Below are 21068 nucleotides of genomic sequence, written 5' to 3'. Positions count from 1 at the left end.
ACAAATTCTTTACAGAGTGTAAATTAGGTATAACGTTATCCCTAATAATAAAAATTAGATAATGATCCGTTTTCAACAACAAAGTTTATACAACAAAAAGCATTTGTTGGAACACAACAAAGAAGAATACGAGAAAACTATGAGCAAATTATTAAAAACTAAAGTTGCTACAGCAGTTGCTGCAACGTTAATCTTTGCAAGTGCTCCTTCACTTGCTGAAAATTTAACTTCAGAAGGTACATTAGAAGGCCTCACAGGTTTTAACGCTGGTGGCAATCTAGCTTTTAATGTCGGGCCAATGTTATCTGACGGTACTACCCAAGCATGGGGTCAAATTGGACCGGGTTGGTGTCGTATTATTAATGACACAATAACTTCTGAAAAAGCAGGTGTGACAGAGCATTCACCTGCTGGAAATAACACTAACGTTGCCTATTGTAACCACAAGCGAGCTGATGACAGTGGTGGTATTTATCGTGCTGTTGAAGGCCTAGAATCAGGTAAAACTTATAGTGTTTCGGCAAAAGGTGCAACGCGCGGTTCATTACAATGGGCGATTGAATATACCAAACAAGGTGAAGATGTTGTTACTAACACAGACTTGGACAATATTGTTGTGTCAGATCTTGCGTGGGTAACAATTACAGATAAATTCACTGTGCCAGCTGATGCTGATTTAACCAAACAATTTCGTGTTTATATACACACACAGCCTAGTGACGCTCATCCTGAAACAGTAATTTTAGAAACCCCTCGCTCTTTAATGTGGGTAGATGATTACGAAGTAATGTTCTTACCAGACCCTGTAGAATATTTCTCTGGTGGTGATTTAGAAAGTGTAACTGGCTTTGGCTCAGGTAACAGCGCTTGGGGTAATGGTCCGCTTCTATCAGATGGTACAACTGCAGCTTATAGTGTAGAAGTCGCGGGATTCAAATCAGGTTGGTGTCGTTTCATCAACAAAGATAGAACACAAACGGCCAAACCTGCTGCAGGTTCAGAGGCAATTCCTGCAGGAAATGACAGTGAAGCCGTGGCATTTTGTAACCACAATCGAAATAATGATGCAGCCGGTATTGGCCGCATTGTTGAAGAAATCCAAATTGGTAAAACCTATGAACTATCAGGTGATGCAGCCAACAAAGGTAGTGTTCGTTGGGCTTACTCTTATGTTAAAACAGGTGAAGAAACCAGAACTGTTGTTCAGTTAACCAACGAAGTCGTTTCCGATGGCGCATGGGTTAATGTAACCGATAGTTTTGCAGTACCTGCTGACGTAGATATTACGAAAGACTTTATTGTCTTTATTCACACTGCACCAAGTGTTGCATACCCCGCTACTGGCGATATTAGTGTAACGCCACGTTCATTATTATGGACAGATAACTACTCATTAATGGGTCCTCCATCTTTAGCAGATACAGATGAAGATGGTACGCCAGACAGCTCTGATGCATTCCCAGAAGACCCAGCAGCTAGTGTAGATACTGATGGCGATGGTATGCCTGATGACTATAACGAAGATTGTGATGCTGCATGTCAAGAAGCTAGCGATTTAGTGATTGATGACGATGATGATGGTGATGGTATTCTTGATGTAAACGATGGTTACCCGACAGATGCTAGCCAAAGCGTAATGATAGCGTTTGCAACAGAATCTTCTTCTGTTGTTGAAGGTGAAGAAGTAACAATTGATGCAAGCCCTTCTGTTCCAAACAGTGAATTGGCGACATACACCTGGGCACAAGATTCAGGAGCTAATGTTTCATTAACTCCAGATGGCTCTATGGTTACCTTTACCGCACCTACTAACATTGCTCAACAAGAAGAAATTGTTATTTCTTTAACTGTTGCCGGTGCGGCACAGACAGTTAGTGATACTTACAATGTAAGCGTTACTAATGCTCCAGCGGCTATTACACCTACTGCAACCATGACTGGCATGTTAGACAGTGAAGGCGTTGTATTAGCATACGGTGAAAAAATTCAACTGGATGCTTCGGCTTCATTTGATAGTGAAGACGGAATGCTTTCTTTTAAATGGAAAGTAACAGGTGGTGTTCCGCTTGAATTTAGTGATATGTCTGCCGCTGATCCAACATTCTATGTTCCATTAGTGAAGGCTGATACTCCAATTACTATCGAGCTTACGGTAACTAACTATCTGCGTGATTACGATGGTACCTATATTCTTGATGATAATGGCGACAACATTGTAGCGAGTTCAAATACTTTCGAGATACCTGCTACTGTTAAGAAAACGTTCCCAGTCGTTGAATACCCATTAGAGTATTTCTTCGATGGTGGTATGGAAACCGTAACTGGATTTATAACTGAAGGCTGGGGTATTGGTAACTATGGCTTTGCTGAGCCAAACGCCATCTTTACTGCACGCGTAGATGATGAAGGTAATAAGATCCAAGCGATAGGGCAAACAGCCAAAGGTTGGTCACGATATATTAATGAAACCCGAACCCAACCAGAAAATGGTTTTGACGTTAGAGCACCAGAAGGCCGAACAGGTGTAGTTGCCTTTATGAACCACAAACGTACTAATCATTTAGAAGGTTTATACCGTGAAGTAGAAGGTATTGTACCTGGTGCTACTTATGTGTTCTCTGCCGATGCTGCTGCATTAGGTACAGTACAGCTTTCTTATCGATACGTGAAGGTAGATGCACCTGTTGTAGATGACGTTGCGGAAGTAACAACCGTTGAGTTAGATGCAACTGCAGAATCAGCTTACAAATGGGTTACGCTTACAGAAGAATTCGTCGCACCAGAAGACATCGATATAAGTCATCCATTTAGAGTTGTTGTGCACACAGTTGGTGATGCTTCAGTTAACTTAAATAATTCTGATGATGCTAGACTTTGGATGGATAACTTGTCTTTCCAAGAGCTTCCTTCAGGTTTAGATACCGATGCAGATGGCGTTATTGATATTGCTGATGGCTTCCCAGAAGATCCTTCTGTCGCCGCTGATACTGACGGAGATGGTCTACCTGATAGCTATGTGAAGACATGTGAAGAAGCTTGTATTGCGAACTCAGATGCTATCCTTGATGACGATGATGATAATGACGGTATTCTAGATGTTAACGATGGTCATCCAAAAAATAGTAAGAGAACTGTTCTTATTAAAGCACCACGAACTGCAATTGCAGCGGTTGAATCAGAACTGATTACAATAGACGCTGGAACGAGTATACCAAATGCTGACAATGCAACTTACACGTGGAGTTTAGTGCCTGAAACTGAACTTCAAGGTAAAGGTGTTGAGGGCATTGTATTAGAGCCTTCTGTCAATGGTGGCAGCGTTAACATCATGGCGCCAGAAATGCTTACAGAGCAAGCAGACTTTGAAGTTATGTTGACTATTGATGATGGTCTAGAATCTGTTTCTCAAACATATTCAGTAACCATAACGAACGCACCAGCTGTTATTACCCCTAATGCGACTCTCAGCTACTTGAGTGACGCAGGCGGGATGTCATTAGCGGGCATGGAGTTAACCGCAGGCGAAGAAGTTATGCTAGACGCATCAACCTCTTTTGATAGCGAAGCAGGCGAACTATCTTATGCTTGGAGAGTTAGACCTGGTGCTAATGAAACAGGTTCAGCTTCGGTACCAATTACTTTCAATGAGGTATTAGGTAGTCCGGCAAGTACAACTTTTACCATACCTGAAATTAATATCGATAACGAACTGGTTATTGAGGTTACCGTATCTAACTATGTTCGAGACTATGATGGTTCGTATATATTAGATGCCGATGGTAACAAATCAGAGTGGACATCTGAAACGATTCAATTAAGTGCTATGGTTGCTAAAACTGAACAAAAGAGCCCTGATAATGGTTCATTTGGATTCCTAGCTATGTTGTTCTTTTCGACTATGACTCTGGCTAGACGCTTATTTAACGTTAAATAAGTTTCGCTTCTAACTGACAAAGGCTTCTCATGTACTGAGAAGCCTTTTTTACTTCAGGGATGAAGTAATGGTAACCCTACATGGATGTTAAAGGGTTTGCTCACTTCAGGGATGAAGGAATGGCAATCCAACATGGATGTTAAAGGATTGGAAAATTGCTATGCAGAGCAATAAATGTGTATTCAGTTAAATTCATTATTAAATCAATTAAGTTATTAAAGGACTTTACGAAATGCGATTTTTGAACAATACAGTTATCAAAGCACTGATAACTTCATTTATTTTTATCACTTGTGCTAGTAATGCCACTGACAATGTTGCAACTATCAAAAAAGCTGATAGATATTTTTTAGAGCAGAAATACAACTTAGCTTTAAATGAATATTTAGTTGCCGCAGAAACCGTAAGCCCAAAAGCTTATTATCAACTCGGTGTAATGCATTATAAAGGCTTAGGTACAGCTGCTGATAATATCAAAGCGCTTGTTTGGTTTTCGATGGCTGCTGATTTTAATTATGATAATTCTGTAGAAATCGTTAATAACTTAATTGCTAATGTACAACCTGCTGAAAAGGCTGAAGTGACACAACTGATCAAATCGTCTCAAGAAGCATTGGCTAGACAACTTGTTTACCGAAACTATGCGCCAATTATAATAGAAGAAAACTTAAGCAATAAACTACTTTTCGATGATATGCCTGATTTGAGTGATGCAAATATCGTTACAGATATGGGTTTTAGTAATTCATTATCAATGAATGATGGCTATTCTGGTGGAGGTTTATCTGGGGGAGCTGATGACATGGGCAGTAGTGCAGAAAGTTTTGAATCAGAGTCAGATGCATTCCCTGAAGAAGAGCCTTATTTTCTAATTGCCGATTATGATGTAGGTCCTGATGGCTCTATTAGAAACATCACCGAGGTAAAAGCTAGCGGAGACGTAAAATCAGTCCTTTTTGATTTATCATTTAATACGTTACCAAAGCCAACGCTGAACGATAAAAATGTATACTTTGTTAACCGTACATACCTTGGCATCGCCAGTTATAACAAATGGAGAATGCAACGCGACTATAACTATTTCTACACTAAAATGCGAAAGTTAACCAGTAAGCTAGACGATAGTGATTCGCCTAAAGATAAGTACAATCAAGCTATGGCATTATTGAATTTTCCATGGTTGAAGCAAGAAAAAGGTTATGTTGACCAATTACTTAAAGCCGCGGCCGAACATGGCTATGTTATGGCTAAATATGAATACGGACTGAAGCTCTATCGTGAACAAACAGACTTTAAACAAGCTGTACATTGGATTTTTGAGGCTGCCAAGCAAGAGCATAGCCACGCACAATATCGCCTAGCGCGAATATTACAAGATAGTCCTTGGGTAGTTAACGATGAGAACAATGCATTATTCTGGTTTGAACAAGCATCTGAAAAAGATCATCTTCCGGCTAAGTTAAAAACTGCAGAAATAAAATTAGTCGCTAAAGATGAGCAACTTATTGATGTCGACGGTGCTATTGAAATATTGGCAGATATTGCAGAGCCGCAAGCCGATAACCCAGAATACCATTACTTGCAAGCTATGGCTCATTTAAAAATGGAACCAAGACAACTTGCTAAAACGGTTGAATACCTAGAGTCAGCGATAAAGTTAGGCAATGAATTTAACTGGGATACTAGCGCATGGCAGAAAGAATTAGACAGTTGGACGTCAAGTGGTAGCGTCACAATTGTTGAGGGCGAATTTTAGAAAACTGATAATGAAACGCATAATATTAGCTTTGCTTATAATTTCATTCACTTCATTAGCAACCGATAAACAAGCCACAGAAAAGCTTAATGTTTTATTTATTGGTGCTGATGATTTAAGAATGAATTTGGGCGCTTATGGGGACAATATCGCTATAACCCCTAATATCGACGCATTGGCAACACAAGGCGTTGTATTTACCAAGGCTCATGTTCAGTTTACCAGCTGTAATGCATCTCGGGCTTCTATGTTAACCGGGATGCGACCAGACTCAATCAAAGTGTACAAGTTGAATACCCACTTTCGTTCAACCGTACCTGATATTGTCACCCTACCACAACATTTCAAAAACAATGGTTATCACACTGAGTCTATTGGTAAAATTTATCACAACTACGCTAATATAACTGATGAAAAATCATGGTCTGTACCCGCCCGTTTAGCTCAAGAACCGCACTTTAATGATTATGTGTTAAAAAGCAGTTTCAAATCAGGGAAAGCTAAAGGTATTGCAGCAGAGTCTGCAACATATTCAGGCGATAAGTATGTTGATGACAAAATTACTTCCGATGCAGTTCAAACAATTACAAGGTTAAAAAATACTAATAAACCATTCTTTTTGGGTGTTGGTTTTATGAAACCACACTCCCCTTACAACGCCCCCAAGAAATTCTGGGATCTTTATCAACGAGAAGATATAGAATCACTAGGTCCAGTAACCAAACCCGACTCTGCAGATAACCTTAACTGGTTCAAATTTAAAGAAATCAGAGGCTTTTCAGACTTACCCAATAAAGGGAACTTTGCTGAAGAAACCGCCCAAAGACTTCGTCACGGCTACTATGCGGCAACGAGCTATGTAGATGATAACATCGGGCGATTAATTAAAGCATTGAAAGATAATGGCCTTTATGAAAACACTGTAATAGTATTTTGGTCAGATCATGGCTATCACCTTGGAGAAAACAATCACTGGACAAAAGTGACAGTGCGAGAGCTTGATACTCGCGTGCCTTTAATCTTTCGCATCCCTGGGCAAAAACCATTTAAAACAAATGCGATAACAGAGTACATAGATATATACCCAACTCTTGCCGATATTTGTAATTTACCATCCCCTAAAAATCTTGACGGCAGTAGCTTTAACAAATTATTTTCAGACCCGTTTTCAGCGCATAAAAAAGCAGCGTTCTCTCAAGTTAGTCGCCCCTGGCCTGGTAACAAACCAATTACTCATATGGGATATACAGTTAGAACAGACGTTTATCGCTATACACGATGGATAGAAACAAAAAGCCAGCGGATGATATCAGAAGAGCTTTATCACACTGAAAATGATGTATTAGAGCGGCAGAACCTAATTAATTCTGCCAGCAGTCAATCGGTTGAGGAATTGCGAAAACTAATGGATGCAAAACTTAAGAAATAATATTCTAATCGTTATTTATCATCAAAAGTTGTTGGCAGATAAAGATTGTAACCATTTCGATGCCAAGCCTGTCCAATTAGGCGCTTCGCTTTTACTAAGCCCTAATCCATAGCCATGACCACCGTCAGGGAAAACATGCAAGGTTGCTTCCACTTGATGTTTAACCAGTGCTTGATACATTCTAATCGAGTTTTCAACAGGAACAGCTTTATCATTGCCAGAGTGAATGATAAATGTTGGTGGTGTATTTTCGGTTACTCTTGTTTCATTTGAGAACCGTTGAATTAACTCAAAGGAGGGTTGTTTACCTAAAAGCTTATTTCTAGAGCCCTGATGAGTAACCCCATTTTTCATACTAACAATTGGGTAAATCAGCATCAAAAAATCAGGTCGAACATTTTCATTATCTATTGCATCTTTAGCTTGATAATAACTGCTAGTAAAATGAGTTGCTAAGGTTGAAGCTAAATGCCCTCCAGCAGATGACCCTATTACCCCTACTTTGTTTTTATCCACATTAAACTTTAACGCATTGTGTCTAATATAACGTATTGCTCGTTGTGCATCTTGAATTGGCGCCTTGTGTGAAGTAAGTACTGACTCAGCTTGTGGCATGCGATATTTCAGCACAAAGGCGGCAATACCTTGACTATTAAACCACTTAGCGTAATCTGTGCCTTCCCAGTCGTAAGACACACTGTTATAACCACCACCGGGGAGAATTAACACTGCCATTGAATTGGCGTTTTTATTCGATGGTAAATACACTTCAATCGTTGCTGATTGTACATTTTGAATGGAGATAATATCGCGTTCTACAACCACTTCTTTGGCCGAATTATTTTGATAATTTGGTATATTTTCTTCTTGCCAAAGCGGGCTTGGTTGCTGCGCTAAAACGTTGCAGCAAACTAACAACGGATATAAGCAAACCAGTATTAGCCGTTTCATTGTTGTTCAATAACCAATTTAATCATGGTTAAGGTATCAGCTGATAAATTGGCTTGAATATATTCATTATTTTGGGATACGTCATTGTATTCAAAAACGCCAGGGTGCTGAAAGCTTACGGCTTGGTCGGCTGATAGAATATTATAACCATTCAAATTTATATAGATATCTTCACTACTGTCACTTTTATTAAGCAAATAGACAAAGGCTTCATCATCTTGAATTACTGTTGTAACCATTATTTGCTCATGGGCAGTTTCACTTTGCACTAACTCACCATTTAACGCATGCTTGTATAATTCAAACACTTTTGCAGATGGCGTTGGACGATAATTATCACCCGAATCCACTAAAAACCTAAATTGACCATCACCTCCGTCAGGCCACTGGGTTGACCACATTGCACCAATTTCTAGTCCCGACAACATAAATTGCATTTGCATTTCGGATTGCATTAAGGCTGTTTTAAATGGTGTATGCTGAGGATCTTCACTGTGCGGGCCTGGACCTATATTCCATTCCATTGATGCCAACTTGATATGGGGTTTGCCGAGTTCACTCATCATACTCTTGAAGTAAGCAATTTCTTCAATATAGCTGCTACCGTCGTACCATTCGGTTTTATTAACCATCGGCGTGGTTTCCTTCCAAAGCTCCCAACTGGCAACACCCCATTTCCAATAATAGTGCACATCAATATAATCAAAATTGTTACCAGCAATATCTAATAAGGTTTTAAATGAGCCTCTATTACTTCTAAAGCTTCTGGTCCAATTAGCAATTAACTTGGCATTGGGGGCATGCTCTCTTAACGCTGGAACGTAGTAGTTAATTAAGTTAGCGTATTCTTCTGCTGACCATTTTTTATGATGATTCTCGTTATCTAAGTAAAGGTAATTCAATTCAAAATTTTTCTCTTTGCAATATTTCAGCAAGGCAATGGCTTCATTTAAACCATCTTCGTCTCGATCATAATTTCGGCCTGAACTCATGTTTATACCTAGCATAGGCTCACAATTAGATGCCCGACAAAGAGCCATGTATTCATCTAAGTCCATGTAATTTTCAGGCAATGCATCGTTATCTCGGTTGTAATTTGGGTTCCAACTATCCGTCCACCCTTGTCCGTTTAAATCATTCCAGTGATACATGGTCGTCACTGTGCCGCCGGGGTAACGCAAAAAGCCTGCACCAACATCTTTATAAAGTTGTGCCATTGAGCCATCAGCATAAATATGATCGGCTTCATGGGAGTAAATTAGGCCTTGGCCTTGGATCATAGGATGAATGGTATGCTTTATTTGCATGCCATCAATAGTAATTTCGACGCCAACAGGAGGTGTAGTATCAGTGTCGCCTGTATCTGAATTATCGCTCTGATCTGAGTTATCCGTATCAGTGGGGTCAGAAGTATCGGTATCTGGTTGAGCAGGTAGGTTTGTTTGTGGCTCTTTTTCACTACTTTTTGAACTACTACCACCACAACCGGATAGAACTAAAAGTGTACTAAGGAGTACTATTAAAACTGTATTTGATTTTTTTAGCATAGTTTTCTCAGGTATTTTTCAATAAGCAGCATTTACAATCTCTTTACAAAAATCTAACTCTACTCACTATCAATTCTATTGAGCTTAATAATATAAAGTGGTAATGTATTATTTATAATATAAAACAAGATTACTATAAAATCATGAATGTCGCAAAAAGTAAAACTATTGCTCTTTTCATTTCCACCATCTTTACTGCTTTTACAGCAAACAGTCATGAAAGTGAGTCAACTAGTGCTGCACCAACAAAGCAAAGCGTCCAAAAACCAAACTTAATTGTCATTTTAACTGACGATCAAGGTTATGCCGATGTAGGCTTTAATGGCAGCACCGATATCAGAACGCCTCATATTGATCAAATTGCCAACGAAGGTACGCGCTTCACCAATGGTTACGTTACTTTTTCTGTTTGTGGGCCATCTCGTGCGGGTTTACTAACTGGCCGGTACCAAGATAGATTCGGTTTTAACTTTAACCCAACCATGGACCCAAGTGTGCCGCAAAATGGCATACCTACCAGTGAAAAAAACATTGCTGAAGTGCTAGAGCCTGCGGGATACAAAAGCGCCATAATTGGCAAGTGGCATATGGGCACTCATCCAGATTTACGTCCTAATAAACGCGGCTTTGATTTCTTTTATGGGTTTTTATCTGGTGGTCATCGCTACTTCCCTGAAGAACTAACCCTAAACGACTTAGATGACGTTAAATATAAATTTGACTGGTATAAAACCCGCTTACTAAGAAATGAAACTCGTGAAGATATCGACGAATACCTTACCGACGAGCTATCAAATGAAGCGGTTGATTTTATTAAACGTGAAAAAGATAACCCATTCTTTTTATACCTTGCATACAACGCACCACATGCACCAGTGCAAGCTACACAAGAATATATCGATCGTAATAAACACATTAAAAATACAAAGCGTCGTACCTATGCTGCAATGGTAACCGCTGTAGATGACGGTGTTGGCAGAGTACTTGCCACGTTAAAAGAGCAAGGTATTGATGAAAATACTCTGGTTGTATTTCTCTCAGATAATGGCGGCGCCAAAACCAATGGCTCTGATAACGGCGAGTTGCGCGGTCACAAAAACTTATTATTTGAAGGTGGTATAAGAGTGCCATTTGCTGTGCGCTGGCCAAACACTATTCCTGCTGGCGTTGACTATGACAAGCCGGTAAGTTCGTTAGATATTATGGCCACCATTGCCGCACAAGCAAATATTGATACCAGTAAAAATAAACCACTTGATGGAGTCGACTTAATTCCATTTTTAACAGGCCAAAATCAAGGTGAACCACATGATGTTCTGTTTTGGCGTCATGTAAAGTCTAATTCGTATGCGATGCGTCGTGGAAACGATAAAATTGTGAATACCCCAAGTGAATCACACTTATTCGATATGGAAAAAGACCACGTTGAACAGGATAATTTATTGCCTAAAGAACAAAGCGGTTATGACTCATTAGATGAAGACTACCAAGTATGGCAAAAAGATTTAAAAGACGCCGCATTCCCAGATCTTAACAGCTGGTTAAAGGCTCCACAAAATGGCAAAAATAAAAAGAATAGAAAGAACAATAAGGCAAAAAACAAATGATAAAATCTAGCAAATTTATAACCAGCATTATCGCATCAGCAATGCTAATTGGCTGTGGTCAAGCGGCTGTTGAACAAACAGCTACTGAACAAGAAATAGCGCCTAAAACGGCTGAAAGAACTCAACCTAATGTAGTTATTTTTTATATCGATGATTTAGGTTACGGCGACTTAGGCAGCTATGGCGCTGTTGGCGTTGAAACTCCAGAAATTGATCGCATTGCCAACAATGGCATTCGTTTTACCGATGGCCACTCTTCTGCAGCAACCTGTACTCCTTCTCGTTATTCTTTGTTAACCGGCGAACACGGCTTTAGAAATAAAGCGAAAATATTAAAAGGTGACGCACCTGCATTAATTCAGCCAGGTAAACCGACATTAGCATCAATGCTGAAAAAAGCCGGTTACGCCACTGGTGTTGTAGGTAAATGGCACTTAGGTTTAGGTAATGGCAACGTAGACTGGAATGCAGATATAAAACCAGGACCATTAGAAATTGGTTTTGATTACAGCTTTTTATTACCGGCAACTGGTGATCGTGTACCAACGGTTTATGTTGAAAACCATAACATTGTTAATTTAGATAAAAATGATCCTATTTCGGTGAGCTACAAAGGTAAAATTGGTGATATGCCTACCGGCTATGAAAACCCAGAGCTATTAAGATATGTTGCAGACAAACAGCACAATGAAACCATTGTAAATGGTGTAAGCCGTATTGGTCATATGTCTGGTGGTACTTCAGCACATTGGGTTGATGAAGACTTTGCTACCGTATTTACCGATAAAGCCATTGAATTTATCAACGCCAATAAAGAAAAACCATTTTTCTTATTTAAATCTTATCATGACATTCATGTACCAAGATTGCCTAACGACAGATTTAAAGATAAAAGCACAATGGGCGTTCGTGGACAAGCGATTGCGCAAATGGATTGGATGACAGGCCGAGTGATTAAAGAAATTGAAAAACTAGGTCTTGCCGAAAATACTTTAATTATCTTTACCAGTGACAATGGCCCAGTGTTATTTGACGGTTATATGGACAGCGCCGTTGACTTATTAGGTGATCATAAACCTGCAGGCCCATACAGTGGTGGTAAATACAGCCGCTTAGAAGGTGGTACTCGTGTACCAACTATTGCTTATTGGCCAGGTACTATTAAGCCACAAGTAAATAACGCGCTTGTTTCACAAATGGATGTCTACAAATCTTTAGCAAAATTAGTCGGCGTAGATGTTAGCGAGAATGAAGCGGTAGATAGTCTAGATCAACTTGATACTTGGTTAGGTAAAACAGCAACTGGTCGTACTGATTTATTAGAAGAGTCATTAGGTAATGTTGCCCTTCGCCATAACAACTATAAGTTCATTCCAAAGAGCAAAAAGAAACCAAGCTTTATCAAAACAAAATTGATCCGCGGCGGCTACGAATTTCATCATCAGTTGTATGATCTAAACACAGATCCAAGTGAAAGCAATAACATTGCAAAAGATAACCCTGATCTGGTGAAGCAATTGAATGCACGTACAGAAGAAATCGTAAACGGCAAATATTAAAGGTTAGTTATGATCTCAAATAAGTTTATTAAAGGGGCTGCGTTAAGCCTCTTTGCAGTCGTTATTGGAATGTCACCTGCCATTGCAGCAGATGAAAAACCAAACTTCATCATTATACTCGCTGATGATTTAGGCTATGGTGATGTTGGCTATACGGGCAGCACTGAAATTAAAACCCCGCACATTGATGCGTTGGCTAAAAGCGGCGTTATTTTTGAGCAAGGTTATGTTTCAGCACCTGTTTGTGGGCCATCTCGTGCCGGCCTAATGACAGGTCGTAATCAGGTAAATTTTGGTTTTGATAACAACAATGTAAAACCCGGACCACAATATAATCGCGAGTATTTTGGCTTACCTATCACAGAAAAAACCATTGCCGACAGATTAGCAAAACAAGGTTATGTTAATGGCATGATTGGCAAATGGCATTTAGGTGACGAAGCTCATTTTAAAGCACCTAAGCGAGGCTTTGATGAAGTTTGGACCTACCCTGTTGGTGGTCATGATTACTTTCGTTCAGAGCCAAATGGTGAAGGTTATCTATCGCCATTAGAAAGTAATTTTAAAACGCCCGATCCTATTACCTATATTACCGATGATACTGGTAATGAAAGTGCTGCGTTTATTAAGCGTAATAAAAACAAACCGTTTTTCTTATATGCATCTTTCAATGCCCCACATGCGCCACTACAAGCACCGCAAAAAGATATCGATCTTTATAAACACATTAAAAATGAAAACCGCCGTATCTACGCCGCGATGATACATCGCTTAGATGAAAACGTTGGTAAAATTGTTGCCGAGTTGAAAGCCAACAACGTTTACGACAACACCGTTATTGTATTTCTAAGCGATAACGGTGGTCCAGGTACTGGCAAAAAGTCTAGAACAGTAAATGCACCATTTCGAGGTTCAAAAGGTATATTGCTAGAAGGTGGTATTCACGTACCGTTTATTATGTCTTGGCCAAACGGTCTGAAAGCAAATTCTCGTTATGAACACCCTATAACTACCCTGGATTTAACCCCCACATTTGTTGCGTTAGCTGGTGGAGAAATATTACCTAAAGATAAAATAGACGGCGTTAATGTCTACCCGTATTTAACTGGCGAAAACACAGGTAATCCTAATCAACAAATGAAATGGCGCTTTACCGTAAGTGCCAGTATTCGCGATGGTGACTGGAAACTTATCCGCTTACCAGATCGCCTACCGCTACTATATAACGTTAAAGAAGATGTTGCCGAGTTAAACGATGTTGCAGCAAAACACCCTGAACGAGTAGTTAAAATGTTAAAAACGCTCGGTACTTGGGATATATCAACACCACAGCATCTTTATATGGAAGGCGCTAGATATAAAAAAGAGCAGCTTAAAAGTTACGATGCTCAATATCGAATTACACAACCCAAATAAATTTACGGAATAACTAAAAGTATCATAAAAATACTAAGAGAATAATGTGAATAAAATTACTCAAATTGCAGCGCTTTTTATAACCCTTATTGGTTTTATGGCTCCAAGTACAGCTGCTGAAAAAACAAATAGTGCAAAGCAGCCTAACATTGTATTTATCGCCGTTGATGACATGAATGACTGGGTAGGTTATATGGGTGGTCATCCTCAAGCAATGACACCTAATATGGATAAATTAGCTAATCAAGGCGTTGCCTTTATGAATGCGCAAACGGTTAGCCCAGGTTGTTCGCCAAGTCGTAATGCTCTGCTTTATGGAGTAGAGCCTTATAACTCGGGCTTGTATCCATTTTATGAACACGATATTCATAAACAGTTACATGAAAAATACGTAACCTTGCCAAGGTTTTTAAAAGACAATGGCTACTTAACTTATGGCTCAGGTAAAATTCATCACGGCCCAGAGTACAGTAACCTTGAATGGACAGATTATTTAGATGCCGACAGACACCCAAAAGTGTTTGCTAAAAACAAAGGCTTTCATACCAACAAAAAGAACTCGTTTCGACCGGTAACTAACCCGTTAGAACAATTGTTTGATCATCAAGTTGCTTCTTACGGTATCGATGCAATTAAAAAACATGGCAGCAACGCCACCGATAAACCTTACTTTGCCGCCATTGGTTTAGTAAAACCGCACCTACCGTTTGATTGTCCAGTAGAGTTTTACGATGCTTTACCAGAAACCATTGAAGCACCGGCACTATTAGCCAATGACCTTAACGACATAGGCAGAGAAGGCAACAGAATGCGCCGCGCCGGCGATGATAAAAAGTTCAAAAAAGGTAACAAATGGCAAGATGTTCGCCGTGCTTATTTATCCTGCATTTCCTGGGTTGATTATAATGTTGGTCGCATAATGGATGCAGTAAATAACAGCCCTGAAGCGAATAATACGGTGGTAATTTTATGGTCTGATCACGGTTATCACTTAGGCGAAAAGCAATCTTTTAAAAAATTCACCCTTTGGGAAGAAGCATCGCGAGTGCCATTTATTATTCATGATAAAAGACAACAAGCTGCTGTTGGCAGAAAAGTTGATCAAGCCGTTACCCTAATTAACGTTTATCGCACCATTGCTGATATGGCAAACCTACAAGTACCTGAATATGTTGATGGCTTTAGTCTAGTGCCACAACTGAAAGATCAAGAATCACCTGTTGCAGCGCCAGCGATTTCCACTTGGGGCCGTGGTAATTACTCTGTACGTACCCAAGATTGGCGTTTAATTAAATATTTTGATGGCGAAATGGAGCTGTATCACCACACAAAAGATCAACACGAGTGGCATAATTTGGCCAATAAAACTGAATATCAAAATAAATTAAAAGAACTTGAAGCGCTATTACCTAAAGAAGAAGCACCGACAATTGAAGAATATATTTCTAATTGGAGCTTGTTTGGCGCCGATGCGAAACGCTTAAAAAACACAAAATAATAAATCAGCTAGGGACAACATAAAATGCATTTAAAATCGCTCGTTTTGTTAGTACTTACACTCAGTTTAATGGCGTGTAAAAGTACGCCAGAAGAAACTAGTACTGAAAGCTTAGTCCCATTAACGGCTAAGCCTAAGCGAACGGTTTATAGAACAAACTTACCAAAAGATAGTTGGGCTGAATTATCGTTTGAATTGGTAGATGCTGGCGATGATCAGCTTAAACCTGCAAATATAAAACTAGTTAAAGAAAGTTCGCCTTCTATTTTAAGCCTTGCCGAAGACTTTGAGCAAAGCTTAGAAAAATGGCGGTACAGCAAAAACAAAGTTGATGAATATGAAAATATTAGGTTTATCGTCAAACTATCTCCTCCTAATAAAGAATCAGGTAGAGTCTGTAATGCCAATGATGAATGTAAACTCAATGCACATAATGACAAAACGGTAAAAAAATGGTTTAACCATTTAAACCGAATTAATTCATTAGCTATCGCATGCAACATTTCTTCCGGCGTTGGTTATACAAGTTTCCAGACCAAGTACAAACTATCTATAGAACAATTTAAGATAGAGATTGCTAAGGAAAGGCCCGAAGCTAGCGATAAAGACTTGCAAAAATGGGTTAAAAAACGCAAACGCCAGGCACTTGCTAAAATTAAGAAAACAATTGAACAATCACCAGGCACCTGCGACCAAGTTCCTAAAACATTAAGAACACTAAAAGGATAATCATAGATGAAGTATCTATTGTTAAGCCTTGTTTTATTGTGTGCTGGCTGTACGGCGATAGAAGTACAACCAAAATCAGTTCGAGCAGAAGCACAAACAGACCCTTGGACTAAAAATTGGTGGATGCCGAGACATGAAGAAAAACTGGCACTAAAAGTAAAGATGGAACAGGTTGACCTAGTTTTTATTGGTGATTCTATAACTCATTCTTTTGATGACAAAGGCAAGTCGGTTTGGCAACAATATTATCAATCTAGAAACGCTTTAAATTTAGGTTTTAGCGGCGATCGAACAGAACAAGTATTGTGGCGACTTGAACATGGCGAGGTGGATAATATAGATCCGAAGTTGGTCGTGCTTATGATTGGTACCAATAACACAGGTCATCGTCAAGACAAGCCTGAAGATACAGCTTTAGGGATCAAAAAAATACTAACATCAATTAATGACAAGCTGCCTAATAGTAAGATTTTACTGTTGGCCGTTTTCCCTAGAGGGGCAACAACAGATGATCCTCTAAGAAAAATAAACGACGACATTAACAACATTATCAGCACCTATGGCGATGGCGAGAAGGTTCATTACTTAGACATCAATCATATTTTTTTAGATGCAAATGGCAACTTAAGCAGATCTGTGATGAAAGATTTATTGCACCCAAATAAAGAGCAATATAAAAACTGGGCAATGACCATTGAGCCTAAAGTTAAGCAATTAATGGCTAATTAACAAATAGGTGGAGTAATAAATAATATGAAAAGGTTAGTGTTGTTAATATGGTTCTTAGGCACATTTTATAATCACACTCTTGCTGCTGTAGACAAAAACTCTGCTGTTATTAGGGTAGAAAAAGCCGCGCAACATATAGTTGTGGACGGGATGGCAACTGATAAAGATTGGAGTAAGGCAGAAGCTTATCCATTATCTTATGTTTATAACGCCAATAGTTCAAAAGACAAACAAGCATCTAACGTTAAAATGCTATGGGATGATAGTCACCTTTACTTTTTATTTAATGCAGAAGATCGTTATTTGACGGCTAGAGAAACCGAGCGAGACGGTGTCCCATATTATGATGATTGTTTTGAAGTGTTTTTGATGCCAAGTGCGAAGCCGATCAAACTTCACTATGGTTTTGAGGTGAACTTAAATAAAACTGCAAATGATTTTATTTTCTTAAACGATTTTTATCAAAACTCAAAAGTGTCACTGAAATCATATAACCCATCTTATCAGGTGGAAACTAGAATTGAAGGCAGTTTAAATGATAACTCTGACCAGGATGTTGGTTGGTCTATGGAGTTGGCTATTCCTATTCAGGCATTCCATAGTGCATCTGAATTTGCACCTCTTGCAGAAGGAAGTGTATGGAACATTATGATAATTCGTCAAGACCGAAATGATGCATTAGGCGATAGGACTTCAATATCGTCGCTTTTACCTCTGACTGAGCATATCGATGTTCATGAACCTAAGGTGTTCGGTCAGATTAAATTTGTTGCTAATTAAGTAGCTGCAATTAATATGAACTCCCATTCTTCAGTGAAGAATATTATTTGGGCGATGGTAATGGTAATGCTCGCCTTATTAACTGCTTGTAGTGAATCCCAGTTTGTTGAATTTAAAAATGAAGGCAACCCCCTGATCCGACATATATTTACTGCGGATCCTTCAGCGAGAGTGTTTGACGATACGTTATATTTGTATACTTCACACGACCGCTCAGACACTGATCATCAAGCTCATTTTGATATGACCGACTGGCATGTCTTTTCTACCAAAGATTTAAATACATGGACAGATCATGGGGCATTTTTCAACTTAGATGATATCTCCTGGGCAACAAAACAAGCTTGGGCGCCAGATGCAATAAAACGTAATGGAAAATACTACTTTTATTACCCAGTTGAACAAGCAAAAATTGGTGTCGCGGTAAGTAACTCTCCTACTTCGGGTTTTATTGATCCACTAGGAAAACCTTTAGTTGATAAAACTGGAAATGAGCAAGTGGTTGGTCAAGAGCCGATAGACCCTGCAATGCTTATTGATGATGACGGTCAGGCTTATATGTATTTTGGCTGTCGCAGCCCGCGAGTGGTCAAACTTAAAGACAACATGATAGAGCTTGATGGTGATATTGAGCCTGTGCAAATAAATGGTATTGAACAATATACTGAAAAAACTGGCGGAGGCTGGTACGGCGAAGGCCCATGGGTATTTAAACGTGGTAAATATTACTACTACATGTACTCAAATGGCTGGGAAAAAAACACAACCTTGGTTTATGCCATGGCCACAAATCCACTTGGACCATTCGACTATGTAGGCGAAGTTATGACACCGGTTGGTGCTGGTACCAGTCATGGCTCTATTACTGAGTTTAACGACAAATGGTACGTGTTCTATCACTCTCGAGTGTTATCACATTCTGCTAAACAACGCTCTGTACATTTTGATGAAATTGGTTTTGACGATGAAGGGAAAATTATTCCTTTAGTCTATCAAGCACCTAATTTGAACCCTGAAACTAAGTTATAAGCAATATAAAAATAATGAAAAATCTATTTATATTACTCGCACTAACATTGGCTCTTCCAGTTATCGCTGTACAAGAATTAACTTCTGATATTATAAATTTAAATACTTTAACTGCAGAGTCCTATAAGACCAATAATGTACAAACGAAACGCACTGCAGATGGCATTGAAATAACGATACAGTCGGGTCAAAAAGGTAGCATTGTATTCAAGCCAAGCGTTGATTATTGGGATTTAACCCAGTGGGTATTTTTAAGTATTGAATTAGAAAATAAAACTCAGCAACAAATACGTTTTGATCCCGTTATTATGTATGAAAGTCCCAAAAGACAGAAGCAAACACAGGCAAAGTCAAAAAATCAGCATAGCCTTGCCCATATTGGTTTTTTGAAGCCACTAGAGTCTCTGATTTATAACAATGTGTTAATACGCGACCAAATCACCAAAGCAGACTATCCGTATAAAAGTGACTTTCCTGGCATGAAAGGCATACCTAATGGCGTTATTATGATTTGGGAAGGCGTTGATGCAAAACATATAAACGGCCTTAAAATTGCTTTCCCGGCCAAAGGTTTTGAGCAAAAAATACTGCTAAAACGAATCTTCAAAAACCGCCCTGCACTACCATATTTATACACCAAAGATAAAACGTCCTACTTTCCGTTTATTAATAAATATGGCCAATATAAACATGACACTTGGCCCGGAAAAATAACTGACGACACTCAGTTTAAGCAAGCAATAGAAAAAGAACAAAAAGACTTAGCCAAACATCCAAAGTCGATTGAATGGGATAGATTTGGAGGTTTTGCCAACGGACCAAAGTTTGAGGCTACAGGACATTTTAGAACACAAAAAATAGAAGGAAAATGGTGGATAATAAATCCAGATGGCAATCTTTTTTGGTCATCTGGCGTTAATGGTGCCGGTAAATTAACTGTAGGAACCCCCACTAAAAACAGGGAGCATTTCTTTGAAGGAATTCCTAATAAAAGCCCAAATAACCAAGAATATTTTAAAGGCCAAACTTATTATCATGGTTTGAAGAACTTGCATCGAAAGTATGGTGATAATAGTGAAGGAAAGTACCTTGATATAAGCTTAGATAGAATGAAAAGCTGGGGCTTAAATACCTTAGGCGGCTGGTCGAATGAAGACGTCGCGTCGTCATCCGAGAAGAAAAAGCTACCATATACCGTTTTTATTGGTGCAACTAAACCAGAAATTCATGAAAAATTTCCCGATGTGTTTGACCCAAAGTGGAAAGACGAACTTGAAAGGAAAGTTAAACAAAAGGCTGCTCTTGTTAAAAATGATCCGTATTTTTTTGGTTTCTTTATCAATAACGAAATCCATTGGGGAACGCCACAAAGTATAGCGGCTAGCACTCTTGCAAAAGGTCAAAATAGTGCCGGTAAAAAAGTCTATATTGCGCTATTAAAAGACAAGCTAAAAAACATTGAAACCTTTAATAAAATGGCCGGCAGTAACTTTAAAAGTTGGCAAGCGCTTTTAACAACCAAGGTTAAAAAAAATAAGGTTAAACACCGTTTACTTAAAGATATAAATGTCCTTCACTACACCAATATGACGGACGTTTATTTTAAAACCAGTAAAGAACTTATCGACACCCATGCACCGGGCAAGCTTTATTTAGGTTGCCGCTGGCATGGTAATCATAAAAACCACATCAATATTTCTGTCGCGGCAAAATATGTCGATATATTGTCATTCAACGCCTATGAAAATGAAGTTGAACATTACCCCTACCCAGCAGCAGATATAGACAAACCTTTTATCATCTCTGAATTTAATTTTGGCGCGTTGGATGCAGGCAAGTTTTTTACCGGTCTAGGTTATGCGTCTAACCAGCGAAATAGAGGTGAGAAGTATAAGAACTTTGTAGAAGGCGCGTTAAGAAACCCACGAATTGTTGGTGCTCACTGGTTTATGTGGGCAAATTCAACCACCGCAGGCCGTGGTAACGGCGAAAATGCAAATTGTGGTTTGGTGTCAATGACAGACCAAATATACTACGAGTTAATCTCGTATATGCGCGAGACCAATTACCGCCTGTATCAATATCGATTAAATGAAAAGTGATA

14 protein-coding genes are annotated in these 21068 nt (G+C 39.1%); 12 read left to right on the top strand and 2 right to left on the bottom strand.

Annotated features, from left to right (window positions below; genetic code table 11):
• Positions 1–139 precede the first annotated feature (139 nt).
• The 3 genes from RI845_RS03205 (at position 140) to RI845_RS03195 (ending at position 7119) form a co-directional block, all read left to right on the top strand.
• Positions 140–3934 (top strand): carbohydrate binding domain-containing protein, encoded by a 3795-nt coding sequence (locus tag RI845_RS03205; protein WP_348388317.1) that lies wholly within the window; start codon positions 140–142, stop codon positions 3932–3934.
• A 232-nt stretch (positions 3935–4166) separates the two neighbouring features.
• On the top strand, positions 4167–5690 hold the full coding sequence (locus RI845_RS03200) for a hypothetical protein (protein WP_348388316.1): 1524 nt from the start codon (positions 4167–4169) through the stop codon (positions 5688–5690).
• 10 nt (positions 5691–5700) lie between these two features.
• Entirely contained in the window at positions 5701–7119 is a 1419-nt protein-coding gene (locus tag RI845_RS03195; protein ID WP_348388315.1) for a sulfatase, read from the top strand.
• Between the two features lie 21 nt (positions 7120–7140).
• On the opposite strand, the gene RI845_RS03190 is transcribed toward RI845_RS03195, so the two are convergent.
• A complete protein-coding gene (locus RI845_RS03190) occupies positions 7141–8070 on the bottom strand; it encodes an alpha/beta hydrolase (RefSeq protein WP_348388314.1) in 930 nt (309 codons plus the stop codon).
• Positions 8067–9617 (bottom strand): hypothetical protein, encoded by a 1551-nt coding sequence (locus RI845_RS03185; RefSeq protein WP_348388313.1) that lies wholly within the window; start codon positions 9615–9617, stop codon positions 8067–8069. The genes RI845_RS03190 and RI845_RS03185 overlap by 4 nt, the downstream gene beginning before the upstream one ends.
• A 143-nt stretch (positions 9618–9760) precedes the next feature.
• Between RI845_RS03185 and RI845_RS03180 the strand changes: the two genes are divergently transcribed.
• From RI845_RS03180 to RI845_RS03140, 9 genes are read left to right on the top strand one after another with little or no spacing between them, the layout of a single operon-like run.
• Positions 9761–11224, top strand: a complete 1464-nt coding sequence (locus RI845_RS03180; RefSeq protein WP_348388312.1) for a sulfatase-like hydrolase/transferase — start codon at positions 9761–9763, stop codon at positions 11222–11224.
• Positions 11221–12783 carry a sulfatase family protein gene (locus RI845_RS03175; RefSeq protein WP_348388311.1) on the top strand — a complete coding sequence of 521 codons (1563 nt, stop codon included), beginning with the start codon at positions 11221–11223 and terminating at the stop codon, positions 12781–12783. The genes RI845_RS03180 and RI845_RS03175 overlap by 4 nt, the downstream gene beginning before the upstream one ends.
• 9 nt (positions 12784–12792) lie before the next feature.
• Positions 12793–14199, top strand: a complete 1407-nt coding sequence (locus RI845_RS03170; protein ID WP_348388310.1) for a sulfatase-like hydrolase/transferase — start codon at positions 12793–12795, stop codon at positions 14197–14199.
• A 46-nt stretch (positions 14200–14245) separates the two neighbouring features.
• Positions 14246–15697 carry a sulfatase gene (locus RI845_RS03165; RefSeq protein WP_348388309.1) on the top strand — a complete coding sequence of 484 codons (1452 nt, stop codon included), beginning with the start codon at positions 14246–14248 and terminating at the stop codon, positions 15695–15697.
• Positions 15698–15721: 24 nt separating this feature from the next.
• Complete coding sequence (locus RI845_RS03160; protein ID WP_348388308.1) at positions 15722–16426, top strand: hypothetical protein; 705 nt, start codon at positions 15722–15724, stop codon at positions 16424–16426.
• A 6-nt stretch (positions 16427–16432) separates the two neighbouring features.
• Positions 16433–17155, top strand: coding sequence for a GDSL-type esterase/lipase family protein (locus RI845_RS03155; protein WP_348388307.1), 723 nt, complete (start codon positions 16433–16435; stop codon positions 17153–17155).
• 24 nt (positions 17156–17179) lie between these two features.
• On the top strand, positions 17180–17935 hold the full coding sequence (locus RI845_RS03150; RefSeq protein ID WP_348388306.1) for a carbohydrate-binding family 9-like protein: 756 nt from the start codon (positions 17180–17182) through the stop codon (positions 17933–17935).
• Between the two features lie 15 nt (positions 17936–17950).
• On the top strand, positions 17951–18964 hold the full coding sequence (locus RI845_RS03145) for a family 43 glycosylhydrolase (RefSeq protein WP_348388305.1): 1014 nt from the start codon (positions 17951–17953) through the stop codon (positions 18962–18964).
• Positions 18965–18978: 14 nt separating this feature from the next.
• Complete coding sequence (locus RI845_RS03140; protein ID WP_348388304.1) at positions 18979–21066, top strand: hypothetical protein; 2088 nt, start codon at positions 18979–18981, stop codon at positions 21064–21066.
• The last annotated feature ends 2 nt before the right edge of the window (positions 21067–21068 follow it).

This window comes from Thalassotalea nanhaiensis (genome assembly GCF_031583575.1).
Lineage (GTDB): Bacteria > Pseudomonadota > Gammaproteobacteria > Enterobacterales > Alteromonadaceae > Thalassotalea_A > Thalassotalea_A nanhaiensis.
Note: the sequence above shows the minus strand (reverse complement) of the source record. Positions and strands in the feature narration are given on the sequence as shown.